Genomic DNA, 14,362 nt, shown 5'->3' with positions numbered 1-14,362 from the left:
TTCGCCCTGAATCCCTGGGCTGAACGCGCCTGAGGCGCCTTACTCGGGCGGGAATGTCCGGCAAAAGGGCAAAAGTAGCCGGCAAGCATGATGGAGAAGACCGCAGGACGACGTTGACGAGGGTGGCATGCGCGGCCACCATAGCGCATCGTCACCAATGCCCAACTAGGCAGCGGGCTCGTTGGAGAGGCCTGACCCGCTCTGAAATGAGGGGTCAAGGCGACGTGCAGAGCTTTCAAGGAGATCCCATGGCTGAGAGCGAAAAGGTGTTCGCGGGCTCGATCCCGAAGTTCTACGACACGCTGATGGTTCCCCTGATCTTCGAGGCCTATGCCGCCGACCTGGCGGAGCTTGTCGCTGCCTCCTCGCCCGGTTCGGTGCTTGAAACTGCGGCCGGCAGTGGCGTGGTCACGCGGGCGCTTGCGCCAAAGCTCAGCGCCGACGCGCGCTACGTGGTGACCGACCTCAACCAACCCATGCTCGACTATGCCGCCACCCGGCAGGGGTCCGATAGCCGTATCGAATGGCGACAGGCGGACGCGCTCGACCTGCCGTTCGAAGATGCCTCGTTCGACGTCGTTTGCTGTCAGTTCGGCGCGATGTTTTTCCCCGACCGGGTCGCCGGCTACGCCGAGGCGCGTCGCGTGCTGAGGCCAGGCGGGCGATTTGTCTTCAATGTCTGGGACCGCATCGAAGAGAACGCCTTTGCCGACGACGTCACCAACGCCGTCGCCGCGGTGTTTCCGCACGACCCTCCGCGATTCCTCGCCCGCACGCCGCACGGCTATCACGATGTCGCACTGATCCGCGAGGAATTGAGCCGCGCAGGGTTCACCGACATCGAGATCGAGACGCACGAGAAGGTGAGTCGCGCGTCCTCGGCACGCGACGTTGCCACCGCCTATTGCCAGGGAACGCCGCTGCGCAACGAAATCGAGGCGCGCGACGCCAGCTTGCTTCAACTCGCTACGGACCGCGCGACGGAGGCGATCGCCAGCCGCCGTGGCGAAGGCCCGGTGGCCGGCAAGATTCAGGCGCATGTGATCGTGGCGGCGGGATAGCGGAGTCCCGGCGCAAGGCTGTTGCAGGCCCGACCGGCATTTGCGGTAAGTGCGGGCATCCGAGGCGCTGTGTGCCTTTGCCCGTGCGCACCAGAAAGCAGCCCGCCAAGACGAAATTCCCCGAGCTTGTGTTCTCGGGGCATGCAGTCGACGCAGGTGCTTCATCGCGGCAACTATGGCCTAGTGAGATGCCAGGAAGCCGCCTGTGGCCAGCGACTGGAACTGGCCGAGGCTGTGTGAAAACTCAATGCGGTCGACATCGCTCCGAAAGTCGGCCTCTCAGATGGACCCAGGTTGCATTTTTTCTGATGAGCCAAGGGGTCAAGGACCCCTGAAAACATGACTCAACGGAGTTTTCACACAGCCTCGGCCGTCAGCCGCCACGATACCAAGCATCCTCGATGTACTTCTCGGGGATTTCTTGAGCTTTAGTACGCACGCGCTCACACGGAATACATGCTGCGACAGTTGTGCGGCAACGACGAACTTCCGGTTTTGGCCGAACTGTAGCCGGTTGCTGTCTTCGGAGCTTCGGGCCCATTGCAGACGTACGGATGGCCAGGAATCAGTGACTAGACACAATATCGTCGTCGTTGCCGGTGGCACCAACCACACTGTTGCCTCTTGGTTCGCGTGAGTGGACTCAAGGTAACCGTTGCGGACGGCGCCCGCTCGCCAAGCGGCCCGACACAGTCGCACTTTTGCCTGGAGGGCTTTCCGGGGGGAGACGTCACTCTGCTACGTACTCCAGTGAGAACAGTGGCACCTCGGCTTGCCGGCTCAGCCACACGCCGCCGCCCACCTCCTGAAAATGCCGCGACAGCCCGTGCCGGTACACCTCGGCGCGGTGGCGAAAGATGTGCGGGTCGGTCACGTCCTCATCCACGATGTCGCGCGCGTAGTCCTCGCGCGTCACGGCCTCCACATACAGGGCGCCCTGACACAGTAGGCTCAGGTTGCGCAGAGCGCGCTTCACATCTGGCGGGCTGAGATAAGGCAGCACGCCCTGGCAGATGACGAAGTCAAAGGGCTTCCTGACTTGGTAATCCACCACCGAGCCGCGCTCCCACCCGTAGCGCCCGCACAGGTATTCGCTGAACTCCACTCCGTGGTAACTGGCCAAGGGGAATTGCCGCGCCACGATGTCACGCCAGAGCCCGATGCCGCAACCCACGTCCAGCACTCGCCTTATGGGCACGCGCAGGTATCGCAGGTAGGCGCAGACAAACGCGCCCAACCGCTCGACATGCTGGGGGTCCACCACTTTGGTCTTCTTGTCGAAGTAGTAGCGCTGGTAATAGGCTTCGTCGAAGGTGGCGGCACCGGCTGATTGCATATTCACACTACTCGTCAGGCGCTGCAATGTTACTAGGCAGACAAAGGCCGGACCTTCCGGCTGTGGCGGCCCCGAACGGCAGCTTGTGGCCCGGATTCTGACTTACTTTCCGGGCTCTGGCGCGTTGTGCGGGTCTTGCCACTGCTTGACGCCCCATGATTCGGCCAAGGAATCACGACATGCGCGCGCGAGCCGCAGCGACAATTGTTCGAGCTCTGGTCCCTTCTTGCCTGCGTTGAGCGCGTCCCTGAACTCCACCATCGCCGATTCGACGTGGCGGTCTTCCACCATCACAAGTTCTCCCCAAAACAGCAGGAGGAATCTGCTCCTCGCTGCGGCTACCTCCTCCGGTGATTTTGATGTTGCCATCGTCGAAGCAGCCTGAGTGGCATCAGTGTAAAGCTTCAGTTGTCTGTCAAGAAACGGCCTTGTGGCCTCGACTCTTCGCGTTTCAGCTTGGCCGCGTTGTGTAAGGAGGAACTGGTATGCGCCCCAACAGAAGGCAACCACTGCGCCCATCGCCGTGAGTATTTTTAGCGTCGATTCGAGGGACATCTTGAAGGTCTCCTATTGGCCGATTGTTGTCGGCCTAGATGCCGGTGCGCATGCGCTTCGCCGCCGCGCCAGGACCCTCACCTATAGGCCAGCCTCCTGCAGCGCTTCGCTGTCTTCACAGACCTCGTCAGGCTCCGGGTAGTGATACCAGTCCTCGTGCGGCGAATAGATGTCGCACTGGAGGCATTGCGTTTGGGGCCATCTAACGCTGCAGCCCGGGCAAACGCCCCGCGTCCAAAACGTATTCCAGGCAGTTCCGCAGCTTGGTACGCAGAACCACCGGTCTTCAGCTCGTGGTCTGAACTTGCAGTGAGGGCAATAGATTTGAGCTTTGCGGTCCATCCGATGGTCCTGAGCTTAGTGAAACCTTTGTGAGATTGGTTTCTGGTCGATTGTTGCTCGTCACGCTGTCAGTGCGCACGCGCTTCGGAATGCTAAGGTCGACCGTCTCCTTCTGGCCGCCTGCCGTCTATCGCGGCGGAGACCAGCGGACGGTGAGTATGCATGCCGGCTGGACTCCAAAGGCGCGGTGGAAGAGGCCTGGGCCCCATATGACAAAGTCACCATGGCGGCGCAAGGTGTGCGCCATGACATCCTGTGACGCGAAGTCGGCGGTTACCGAGAACTCAATCCTGAACTCGCTGGTCGGGCTCACCAAGACTGACATCGTCCTCCCGTCGCTCAGCGGCTTGAACTCGCCGTTCGGATTGCCTGCCGGATGAGAGAACCACTTGACGCACAGCCCAGCGGCAGGTTCGTCGGCAGGCACGTGGCGGAGGTGGCTTGATGCCCCCTTGGTGCAGTCGCTGAATCCGACAAACCAGCCGGTTTCATGGGTGTCCATATCGCCGGCGTTGCCGAACTCGATGTTCCGCGCGAGAAGCTGCTTCGATTGCATGCCAAATTCTGCCTTCGAGTTGGACGTCTGGTTGTGGCCGACTGCCGTCAGGGACGCACCCCATGGTAGGTCGGAACCTCCACCCGCGCCTCAAAGCCTAGCTTCTCAGCAAGAACCACCGAGGGCTGGTTGTTGGTCCAGCAATCCCAATTTGGGACCAGGTCATGGTTCAAACAGTGATCGATGAAGGCGCACGCCGCTACCGTGCCAAGCCCTTTACGGCGATGACCCTCAGCGGTCAAGATGTCGATGTCGTGATGACCATGCCAAGCGAAGGCCGTGTAGCACATGCTGACGATGACATCTTGATGTAGGGCGCAGAAGCCGACGCCGTGCTGAACGAAATCGGCAGCTGATTTCCAATAGCTGCGGCTGTAGGGATTGGCAACGTCGCGTATTCGCTGCATCAACTGTTCATCAATGCGAAGGAGTTCATAGCCCGTCGGAACAGTGCTCTTCCAGCCCTCAATCCGAGCAAATCTTTAACGATTGAAATCGAAGTCAAGACGCCGTCGCTTCTTAGCGGCGCTCCCGAGGATGCTGTCCAGCACTGCTTCCCATGCATCAGGGAAGGCATAGAGGATAAAGTAGTCCGAGCCGTGGTATTCGAGCAGCCATTGACAGACCTGCTCGGCGAAGACAACGTCACCGGCGGTCCCGGCGAGCGTGCAGGCGCCGTTGTTGTAGACAAGGGCTGCCGTCGGCCGTGTCGGGTAGTTCGCGAACACCCTGCCATGCCCGACACCGGCAATGACCGAGTTGGGGATGCTGGGACCGTACGGAAGATTGTCAAAAAGGGAAGCGACGCGATGAAACTCCGAAGGCTTCAGTTCGAGCATTGTTGCGTTGCGATTGAGTTGGTCAGTTGAAGGCCGCTTCTGGCCGCGTTCGGCCCTTGCTCACGGGTCTCGTCTTGCATGACTACGCGAAAAGAGATCTATTTCTCACGTGGCAGCCGAAAGCATCGGTGATCGAGTGGGCGCGATGGCTCGCGGAGTTTCCTTCTTCGATCCCCTGTGTCCGCTGAGGGGTGCGGCGCGAGCCGCACCCAGCATGCGCCTACTAAGAAGCACTACCCGCACCCCATGCTTCATGCGCCGGGGTCGGGCCCGCCCGATGGCGAACTACTGAGAAAGCTGCTTAACCATCCGGTACATGAACTCGCGGCCATCATAGAGCCGCGGAATAGCAACGCGCTCGTCCAGGCCGTGGGCGCGAGCGTCGCTGGGCTCCGAGAAGATGCCGGAAACGCCGTACATCGGGATGCCGACGTTGCGCATGAAGCGGCTGTCGGTTGCGCCCGTGCTCATCGTCGGGACCACCGGGATGCCGGGCCACATCTGTTGAGTGATGGAATCGACGACTTCCAGCACGTCGGCGCGCAGCGGCGACGGCGGACTCTTGAGCGGCGGATTGCTTGTTTCAATCTTGATGCGACTGCTGCCCAGTACCTTGCGCAGAGTGGCATCAACCTCAGCGGGATCGTCGTGCGGCAGGATGCGGCAGTTCACCGTCGCTTTTGCCGACTGCGGCAGCGCGTTCTCCGCATGGCCGGCCACGAGTTGCGTCGCCACGCAGGTGGTGCGCAGGGTGGCGTTGTACAGCCGGCAGGATGCGGCAGTTCACCGTCGCTTTTGCCGACTGCGGCAGCGCGTTCTCCGCATGGCCGGCCACGAGTTGCGTCGCCACGCAGGTGGTGCGCAGGGTGGCGTTGTACAGCGCTGAGCGCGACAGGCGATCGATCGCGGCCTCGTCCGGCGTTCCAGACGCGACCGCGCGCATGTCCTGACCCATCTGACCGGTTTCGAACTGGGCGCTTTTTTCGAAGTAGCTGCGCGTGACGTCGGCCAGTTTCACGGGGAAGCGGAACGCACCGAGTCGATCCAGTGATGCGCTGAGCTCGTAGATCGGGTTGGCGGGAGTAGGCAAGGAGCTGTGGCCGCCGACATCGCGCACCTCGAGCTTATAGGTCGTGTACATCTTCTCGGCTACCTGCATGCGGTGCAGCACGGGCTTGCCGTTGTTGAGCTGGCCGCCGCCGCCCTCGTTGATACCGAACTCCGCGTCGAGCAGCGCGCGCTGGTTGTTCACGAGCCAGAAAACACCGTTGGTGGGCACGTCACCGAGTTCCTCGTCTGCCGTGAGCGCCAGCACGATGTCGCGATTGGGCTTGAACCCCTCGCGCTTGAGTTGGCCCAGGATAGAGACGAACGAAGCCGCCATGGCCTTGTCATCCGATGCGCCGCGCGCGGTGAAGTAACCGTCGTCTTCCTTGAGCTTGAACGGATCCGTCTTCCAGTCCTGACGGCGAGCCTCGACCACGTCGAGGTGGGCCAACAGCAGGAGCGGCTTCTTCCCGCCCGTGCCCTTGTAGCGAACGACCAGATTGCCCTTATTGGGGTAGGGCTCGAAGAGTTGAATCTCGTCGGCCTTGAAGCCCGCATCCAATAGGTGCTTGCGCATGGCCTGCGCCGCCTCGGTGTTGTTGCCCGTCAGATGGGTCGTGTTGATCTCGACGAGTTCCTTGTAGATGTCGTGGAAACGCTGCTGCTCGGGTGTCAGCGGCAGCGTCTGCGCTTCTGTTTGGGCGCCAGCCCAGGAAGTGACGCACAGCAGTGCCGCCGCGGCGCAATGTAGCAACTTGTTATTCACCAAAATGGGCCTCCGTATCGGACGATCTTCATGCCCCGCCAAAGCCGATGCGGCGAGGCTCCGCTCAGTATATTTGGCTGCTTGCAATGGGCCAGAAACGCCTGGCTGACGCGTGCTCGTGGCCGCGCATTCTGCCCTGGGTCCTCAAAGCTTCTTCATCATGAACGCTAGGTAGAACCCATTGGTGTGGTTGTCGATGCGGCCAAACTCATGGTAGCCGCGCCTCGCATAGAAGTCGGGGGCCTGCCACTCAAACGTGTCGAGCTTGGCGCCGTGCGCGCCCAAGGTCTTCGCCTTCGCCTCGGCCTGCTCAAGCAGTTTGCTGCCAAGCCCGGTAGCCCTGACCGCCTCGTCGACCCAAAGCACGTCGATGTGGAGCCAGTACAGGAAGACGTATCCGCGAAGCCCTCCGACCATTCGACCTTCTTCATCCCTGGCGCTGAGCCACACCGGTTGCGATTCGGGATACTCGCCCACGAAACCGTAGTTGAAGTGGCGCAGCCGTCGACCGAGCTCGCCCGACCTCACCTCCTCTTGTGTCGCTTCGATGATGGTCCAGGCTGTCATTGAGAGGCTCACGATGTTGCGGAGGCGGCCGATTCTGCCCGGCCTTCAAAGTCGGCTCCTGGCCGTTACCGGGTACGCAAGAATCCAGACCGATCAGATCGACTTGGGCTAGCCACGCAGACTACGGACTGCGCCCAACATCTCGTGAGTGTCATGAGCCATGACCGCGAGAAACGCCAGAAGGCCCAGATAGTAGACGCAGTAGGTCAAACGGGTCTCGGCCGTGACCGCGTAGTACGCCTGGTTAGCAGGATCCTCCGGATCGTATTTCCAGGCGCGGATCACCTGGGGCGCCGCGAGCACGGCGACGAGAATGAGCAGCGGACTCGGTCGCCAGAGAAAGACCGCTACCAGAACGGGAACTCCGACTAGCCACACGCACGGCGTAAGAACTGCGGTGATCCGACCACCATCCAGCGGAGAGATGGGAATCAGGTTGAAGAGGTTGATGAAGAACCCCGCGTATGCCAGCGCAAGCAACAAGGTGCTGCCTTTCGCGTGCAGCGAAATAACAGCCGAGCGCGGCCAGGCTACCCAACAGCGGCCCGGAAAAACCGACCCATGCCCCCGTCTCGACGTCGTGCGGCTGATCCTTCAGCTCGATCCAGGCGCCCACGAACGGGATGAAAGTTGGCAGCCCAACATCGAGTCCGCGCTGGCGCGCGGCAAGGTAGTGGCCCATCTCGTGGACGAAGATGAGTCCCACGAAGCCGACGGCGTACCGCCAGCCGAAGATGAGAGCGTATGCAACGACCGAGAGCAGCATCGAGCCGCCGGTGAGCAGCATCTTGCTGAACTTGCCCGCCGTCAGCAGCAGGAGAACCAGCTTCATTGCCGGAGGCTTAGCCCTTAGCAGGCTGCTGAAGTACCAGGCACGCCGAAGGCGCCCAGCGCACTGAAGACGGCATTCTTGTGATTTCGGCGTCCCAAGTCCGCTGCCATCCCTGTTTCCCCCGTTTTGAGGCGCGTTTGGGGCTCTCACTGGCCCGCTACGCGGCCAACGGACGGACTTCTGCCAAGGTCCGCATGCGCACCAAGTTGTAGGCGGCCATCGTCAGCACGAACAACTGGTCGACTTTCTTGATGCCGCGCACCATCACCTGCCGGATGGGGCCGACGAACTTGGCCCAGCCGAAGCCCTGCTCGATGAGCTTTCGCTTGCGCTGCGAGATCGCATAGCCCTCGCTCCGGGCGATCTCGTCGGCCACCGCCGAACGACGCCCCGCTTTGTTCTGCGCCACATGCGGCGTGACGTTCATGCGATGCAGCGCCTCGATGAACTCGGCCGCGTCATAGCCCTTGTCGGCACCAAGCGTGACCTCGGTATCCGCTCTCGCGGTGGCTTGACGTGCGTCCCTGATCATGACCTTGGCCGCTTCACGTTCGGCAAAGCCGTCGGCCTGCGTGACCATGGCGTTGACGACCAGGCCGTGACGGTTGTCGGTGAGCGTGTGCCCCATGTAGCGCAACTCGCTGGCAGTCTTGCCCTTGCGGTACAGCCTCGAATCGGGATCGGTCTTCGACTCGTGCGTTTCGTTGCTGCGTCGCTGCCCCTTGAAGTCCCCGCCGCTGCCGGCATCGTCGTCACCGCCCTTGCTAACGAAGCTCTTGTGTCCTGCCCAGGCCTGGATCAGCGTGCCATCGACGCTGAAGTGCTCTCCCGACAACCAATCCTTGTTCTCCGCCGTCTCCAGCACTTCGTTGAAGAAGGCGACCACCGCGTCGTGCTCAATCAGGCGCTGGCGGTTCTTGCTGAACACCGTCGGCACCCACACCGCGTCGTCCATCGCCAGGCCGATGAACCAGCGAAACAGCATGTTGTATTGCGTCTGCTCCATGAGCTGGCGCTCCGAGCGGATGCTGAACAGAATCTGCAACAGCATCGCGCGAAGCAGCTTCTCCGGCGCGATGCTCGGGCGGCCGCCCTTGATGTCGGCCTCGTACATCCGAGAGAACAACTCGTCCATCTTGGCCAGCGCCTCATTGACCATCACCCGGATGCGGCGCAGCGGATGGTCGGCGGGAACGAAGTCGTCCAGCCGTCTCATCGTGAACAAACCTTCGGTGAATGTGTCAGGGCCGCGCATCGCAGGGGGTTTCGTGGGTCTGCAAGGACAACGCCCCAGGCCCACTTTCGGGGGACTTTCGAATGAGGTATTTCAGCAGCCTGTTAGGAGATGTCGGGTTGTTGCTGATCGGAGCAGTCGCATCCTCAGGGAGCTGTGCCGTCGTGGCAGGAACGTTTGTCTTCTTCTTAAAAATCTTGGTCGCGCCCCACGCAGCGGCGGCAGCTGCAAGAACGCCGACCTTTGCAAACTTCGCGAGGAAAGCGAGAAGTATTGCGAACAGGCCAAACTTCTTCGCCGCCGCCCCCGCCACCAGCGCCGCGAGACCGTAGGCCGCGACCTTGTCTGTTGAGCTGTTGAAGTCCGCGTACTTCTTGCCGTCGTTGTACTCGAGCGCTGAAAGCAGCCTGAGTGCGTCTGGCTTGTATGTCTCGATGGCCTTCGCGTCGGTCACCAGGTTCAGGCTGATGTATCCATCGCGTCCCAGTGCGTACGTGTTGTAGTTGACGCCTTGCTCGCCCGCCGGAGCGCCCTTGTCGATCGTGAGAGCGGACCACACGAGGCGATGGCTCGACGCGTCGTAGTGCGGCTTCTGCGCCCAGCCGACGACGTCCATGGCCGCTATGCCGCGCTTGGTGCGTTCTTCGTTCGCTGCCGCAGTTCCCTCCTTCAGGCTCTTCAGCAGATCGTCGGCATTCCAATCCTTGGCGTCGTCGTCCTTGATGTAGCCCTCCTTGACGACGTTCACGACAGCGAACCAAGGCGCATCGCTTGCGGGAACGATCGCCCCAACGAACCCGTCGCCAACGCGATTTCCCATCGCTGCCAACAACTGTGTCGCAGCAGGATTCGGAATCCAGACATACCCGGCGGGCAACCTCAGATATGCTTGGTCGCGTACAGGAACATCGACCGGCCCGAGCTGCTTGGCGGCCTGCGCGGCAGCGAAAGCAGCCTGGCGCTCAGCTTCGAGTGAATTGGCCGAAGTGGTGTTGGGTGCAGCGCCGGCGCCGGCAACGGCGGACCACGCGATCAGGATTCCCGCGGCGACGCGGGCAAAGCGACAAATCATGCTCACTCCTCAGTTGTTTTTGATTTTTCCCATCTGAGAGTCTACCGAGCGGCCGCAGGTGGAGATTGTGAATTTCTGGGCGGATTTGGACACGTTTTCGTGGTGTCAATGGGATGGCACTGGCGCTAAAGCGGTGTGCGCGATGCGCACTTACAAGTTCCGGGTGCCTGCGAAGGTCCGCATTTGGCCGATTCGAGGCGCTCACGGCTGACTCAAGTGTTCGCAGCCCGTGCATGCGACAGCGCATCTCGCAGCATCCTACGTTCAGCTTCAGCTCCGGCGAACTCGCCGTAGCGTCGATGTCGAACGCAAGCGTGGCGCATGCTCGGGTGGACAAGCGCAACTACCACCGTTTGAAAGTCGGGAAGCGCTGAAATGCGGACGTTAGGCCGAACAGGCCCGACCCGGTCAAGGTGCTTTAGGCCCATTCCCTCGCCCCACGACGTGAGGTCATGGGAGAGCGGTGCGAGCATCACCGGCGAATGAATGCCAAGCGTCACGATGAGCGATGGTCGTTGGACCTCAAGCTGCCGCACAAGAAAGCGACGGCAATACGCGACGAATTCCGGGTCGCGGGCGCCGGGGAATGTCCCGGTGGTCGCTGCGCCGGCACGAAGGCCCATGAACACGTTTGTGAAGAAACAGTCGCTCGGCTCTATTTCGGCCGCGGCGAGCACCGCGAGCAGGTTGCGCCAAGTTGGCTGCAATTCGCTTTCTGAGCCTCTCCGCAACGAATCGCGGTAGCCAAACTCAGAGTGAAAGTCGTGCCCAAGAATCATCGTGCCCCCAAGCGGAAACTCGGGCATCGTCTCGCCCAGATTTGGGTTCCAAAGACCGTGGCCCCCGGGGAAAAAGGCGGTGCCACGAATAGGCTTCGCGACGGGCAAGACACCCGCCGGATAGTCGACTGCAAGGGCTTGCTCAGCCCAAAGCAGCTCTGCGGGATGCGTGTGACGTTTTGGGTTGCTCATGGCCGTCGCCTCAGCGGATACTCGCAGAATCGTACGTCCGGCTGTGGCCGAACTGAGACCCTTACGGCCATCCCCTGTCAAGATAGCAGCTCAGAATCTGCGCTTTGCGATACGTGTCCGCCCCGTCGATGGCTTGTTGAGGCTCGTCGAACTCCACCCAGTAGAAGTACTCCGGTCCCCTCACCGTATCAACAGGCTCAGGCTCGCTCACGACTACTCCACGAAAGGTGCTTTTCCATCCGCCAAGCGGCGAAACCGATACGCGGTCGAACAGGGCAAAACTTTTCATGGGCAGCCGATTCTGCCGCATGAGCGGTTCAGTTCGGACCCTCAATCCGTGCGATGGAAAGCGCGGCGCTGGAGCTAAGTGTCAGCTTTCGGCCTGCATCGGGACCGGAAACGACTGGCCGCTGTTGGCCGTTGGACTAAACCGCTGACGCGGTGGATGTGTGCGACGAGGGCAGATCGCGTTGCGCGGAGTTGAGTTGTACCTTGGTTGCGGGGAATGTTCCCCGGAACTCGGAGACGACGATGACACCACTACGTCAACGCATGATCGATGCGATGGTGCTGCGCGGCTTCAGGCCACGCACGCAAGAGTCCTACCTGAGGGTTGTCGCGCAGATGGCCCGTCACTACCGCCGAACCCCGGAGCTGATCACCGACCAGGAGGTCCAGGCCTATCTGCTGCACCTGGTGCGCGAGCGGCATCTGGCGCGAAGCAGTGTCAATCAGGCGTCCAGCGCCGTGCGGTTTCTGGTGTGCGAGGTGCTCGGCCAGAACGAGCGACGCCAGCGCATCCCCATGGGTCACGCCCCGCAGCGGCTGCCCGACGTGTTGTCTCGCGCCGAAGTGGCAGCGGTGCTGGCTGCGCCGATGTCCATGAAGGCGCGCACGCTTCTGATGACGGCCTACGCCAGCGGGCTGCGCGTGAGCGAGCTGTGTCAACTGCGCGGCTGCGACATCGACTCCTCGCCCGACCGCATGTGCATTCACGTCATCGCGGGCAAGGGAGGGCACGACCGCTACAGCCTGCTCAGCCCGGAGTTGCTCGAGCAGTTACGGCTGTACTGGCGGCAATGCAGACGCACTGCACAGGCCGAGGACTGGTTGTTCCCTGCGCGGCTGAACCCCTCCCAGCACCTGGACACCCGTAGCGCCGGGCGCTACTTCTACGCCGCGCGCAACGCTGCGGGCATCGCCAAGGTCGGCGGCATCCACACGCTGCGCCACTGCTTTGCCACACATCTGCTGGAAGCCGGCGTGGACCTCAACAGCATCAGCCAGTTGCTCGGCCACGCCAAGCTCAGCACCACCAGCCGCTACCTTCGCATGGCTCGCCCCGGCCACAGCGTCGGTGACAGCGCGCTGGCGTTGCTGGCCCATCTGCCCAAGGTCGAGCCAAAGGCGCCGTCGTCACCGCCGACGCCACCGCGACCGCCGCTGCACTGAATCCGCTGCGCGATGAGTGCCACCCTGGCCGAGGTGCTGCACACCTTCGAGCCGGCCTATCTGCGCCAACACACGCTGAGCACGCCACAGGCGCGCGCCTGGCGAGCCATCGTCGCTTGCCGCACACCGGCGCTGGGTGGTCAGTTGCAGCGCTGTGACCAGTGTGCACGGGAGCAGCGGCTGTTCCACTCCTGTCGCAACCGGCACTGTCCGCAGTGCCAGAACGACGCCCGCGACGCCTGGCGCCAGGCCCAGCTTGCCGAGTTGCTGCCGGTACCGTACTGCCACCTGGTCTTCACGCTGCCGCACGCCCTCAACGCCCTGGCGCAGTTCCACGCGCGCTGGGCCTACGGCACGCTGATGCAATGCGCGGCGGCCACGCTCAGCGAGTTCGCCGCGAACCCGCGCTGGCTCGGTGCAACAGCTGCCTTCACCCTGGTGCTGCATACCTGGACGCAGGACCTGCGCCGCCACATCCATGTGCACGCGCTGATGGCCTGCGGTGGGCTGGACGGCGATGGCTTGTGGTGTGCACCCAAGCGGAGCCCGACGTTCCTGTTCCCGGTGCATGCGCTGTCACGCGTGTTCAGAGGCAACTTCGTCGACGCGCTGCGCCGCGCGAGTCAGGCCGGCGACTTGCCCCGCGATCCCGCCAACACGCCGGCGATGCGCCAGGCACGGCTGGCCGAGCTCAAGCGTCACGACTGGGTGGTGTATGCCAAGACGCCGCTCACTGGCCCCGAGACGGTGTTGGACTACCTGTCGCGCTACACGCACCGCGTGGCAGTCTCCAACGAGCGCATCGTCGGCATCGATGCCAACGGGGTGCGACTGCGCGTGCGCGCCGACGATCATGGCGGCAAGCGAACGGTCCTCATCGACGGACCGACCTTCATCGCTCGCTTCCTGCAGCATGTGCTGCCGCCGGGGTTCAAGCGCATCCGCCACTACGGGTTGCTGAGCCCGGCCGTCAAGGCCGAGCGCCTGGCGCAGGCCCGCTTGGCGCTGTCGATGCCGGCGGCCAATGCCCAGGCTCGAGAGGACGCCGCCACGTTCCTCCAGCGCGTCACGGGCATCGAAGTCTCGTGCTGCCCGCACTGCCGCTTGGGGCACTGGCGTACCGTGCAGGTGTTGCCACCACAGCGCGGCTGCGCTGCACCGCAAGCCGTTGCATGCCGGGGTCCGCCGTGATACCCGGCTGGCGCATCACCGTCCAAGAACTTGTCCGTCACCGACATCGCGACGGCGGTGCGGATCGTCCCGACATGTATGGCCGAACCATCGGTATGCCGCGAACGACCCATCGCTTGCGCCTCAACCGCCCAACGGCCGTCACCAATCGCCGCCTGAGCACCCACGCTCACGCCTCCACACCCCGCACGTACTACCGTCACCGCGTCTGAACCTTACATTCCCCAACAGCCCCGCACGCCACCGCGGAGCGGCGGTTCAGTCCATCGACGTTTATCTGCCGCCGCAACACCAGCGCGCTCGATCAGCGTCGGCACGGCGTCAGATAAATGCTCTCCGTTATGAACATCTATTCATAACGGCCAAAAGCTGTCATTCGCTTAGATCCCCAAATTTGATGAGATCTACCATCAGTTGAGCGCTGCGGCCGGGCTTTCGCAAGCGCTCGGTCATCCCGTCTTGACTGCGGACGCAGATCAGATTGCTGACCCCGGCTGGCAGTGATGCGGCAACAGTTCAACGACGCGACTGGTTGGTTGAG

Annotated in this window: 13 protein-coding genes and 2 pseudogenes; 3 read left to right on the top strand and 12 right to left on the bottom strand. The window is 62.4% G+C overall.

Features of this window, described 5'->3' with window-relative positions; all coding sequences use genetic code 11:
- Positions 1–248: 248 nt before the first annotated feature.
- Positions 249–1,061 carry a class I SAM-dependent methyltransferase gene (locus ACSQ86_RS31605; RefSeq protein WP_436310456.1) on the top strand — a complete coding sequence of 271 codons (813 nt, stop codon included), beginning with the start codon at positions 249–251 and terminating at the stop codon, positions 1,059–1,061.
- 730 nt (positions 1,062–1,791) lie between these two features.
- On the opposite strand, the gene ACSQ86_RS31600 is transcribed toward ACSQ86_RS31605, so the two are convergent.
- The 12 genes and pseudogenes from ACSQ86_RS31600 to ACSQ86_RS31545 all read right to left on the bottom strand — a co-directional run bounded on the left by ACSQ86_RS31600 (position 1,792) and on the right by ACSQ86_RS31545 (position 11,467).
- Positions 1,792–2,397, bottom strand: a complete 606-nt coding sequence (locus tag ACSQ86_RS31600; RefSeq protein WP_436307236.1) for a class I SAM-dependent methyltransferase — start codon at positions 2,395–2,397, stop codon at positions 1,792–1,794.
- A gap of 102 nt (positions 2,398–2,499) precedes the next feature.
- The gene (locus ACSQ86_RS31595) at positions 2,500–2,952 is read right to left on the bottom strand and encodes a hypothetical protein (RefSeq protein ID WP_093110950.1); all 453 of its coding nucleotides are present in this window, start codon (positions 2,950–2,952) and stop codon (positions 2,500–2,502) included.
- A 469-nt stretch (positions 2,953–3,421) separates the two neighbouring features.
- Positions 3,422–3,850, bottom strand: coding sequence for a hypothetical protein (locus ACSQ86_RS31590; protein WP_436310455.1), 429 nt, complete (start codon positions 3,848–3,850; stop codon positions 3,422–3,424).
- 47 nt (positions 3,851–3,897) lie between these two features.
- Positions 3,898–4,689, bottom strand: a pseudogene (locus ACSQ86_RS31585) (GNAT family N-acetyltransferase).
- A gap of 285 nt (positions 4,690–4,974) precedes the next feature.
- A complete protein-coding gene (locus ACSQ86_RS31580) occupies positions 4,975–5,409 on the bottom strand; it encodes a M20/M25/M40 family metallo-hydrolase (RefSeq protein ID WP_436310454.1) in 435 nt (144 codons plus the stop codon).
- Positions 5,324–6,502, bottom strand: coding sequence for a M20/M25/M40 family metallo-hydrolase (locus tag ACSQ86_RS31575; protein WP_436310453.1), 1,179 nt, complete (start codon positions 6,500–6,502; stop codon positions 5,324–5,326). Before ACSQ86_RS31575 ends, ACSQ86_RS31580 begins: the two co-directional genes overlap by 86 nt.
- 144 nt (positions 6,503–6,646) lie before the next feature.
- On the bottom strand, positions 6,647–7,069 hold the full coding sequence (locus ACSQ86_RS31570) for a GNAT family N-acetyltransferase (protein ID WP_436307239.1): 423 nt from the start codon (positions 7,067–7,069) through the stop codon (positions 6,647–6,649).
- 108 nt (positions 7,070–7,177) lie between these two features.
- A pseudogene (locus tag ACSQ86_RS31565) lies at positions 7,178–7,901 on the bottom strand (site-2 protease family protein).
- Between the two features lie 157 nt (positions 7,902–8,058).
- Positions 8,059–9,156, bottom strand: coding sequence for an IS5 family transposase (locus tag ACSQ86_RS31560; RefSeq protein WP_436307573.1), 1,098 nt, complete (start codon positions 9,154–9,156; stop codon positions 8,059–8,061).
- Complete coding sequence (locus tag ACSQ86_RS31555) at positions 9,143–10,207, bottom strand: DUF2167 domain-containing protein (protein ID WP_436310452.1); 1,065 nt, start codon at positions 10,205–10,207, stop codon at positions 9,143–9,145. Before ACSQ86_RS31555 ends, ACSQ86_RS31560 begins: the two co-directional genes overlap by 14 nt.
- Before the next feature lie 212 nt (positions 10,208–10,419).
- The gene (locus ACSQ86_RS31550) at positions 10,420–11,178 is read right to left on the bottom strand and encodes a uracil-DNA glycosylase family protein (RefSeq protein WP_436310451.1); all 759 of its coding nucleotides are present in this window, start codon (positions 11,176–11,178) and stop codon (positions 10,420–10,422) included.
- Between the two features lie 61 nt (positions 11,179–11,239).
- Positions 11,240–11,467: a hypothetical protein gene (locus ACSQ86_RS31545; protein ID WP_436310450.1), complete on the bottom strand. Its 228-nt coding sequence runs from the start codon at positions 11,465–11,467 to the stop codon at positions 11,240–11,242.
- 263 nt (positions 11,468–11,730) lie between these two features.
- Here ACSQ86_RS31545 and ACSQ86_RS31540 point away from each other — a divergent pair, with 263 nt between their 5' ends.
- Together ACSQ86_RS31540 and ACSQ86_RS31535 are read left to right on the top strand one after the other, a co-directional pair.
- Entirely contained in the window at positions 11,731–12,630 is a 900-nt protein-coding gene (locus tag ACSQ86_RS31540; protein ID WP_436310449.1) for a tyrosine-type recombinase/integrase, read from the top strand.
- A gap of 12 nt (positions 12,631–12,642) precedes the next feature.
- Positions 12,643–13,821, top strand: a complete 1,179-nt coding sequence (locus ACSQ86_RS31535; protein WP_436310448.1) for an IS91 family transposase — start codon at positions 12,643–12,645, stop codon at positions 13,819–13,821.
- The last annotated feature ends 541 nt before the right edge of the window (positions 13,822–14,362 follow it).

The sequence above is a fragment of the Variovorax sp. LjRoot130 genome (assembly GCF_964253755.1).
Lineage (GTDB): Bacteria > Pseudomonadota > Gammaproteobacteria > Burkholderiales > Burkholderiaceae_C > Variovorax.
This window is presented reverse-complemented; position numbering and strand designations above follow the sequence as displayed.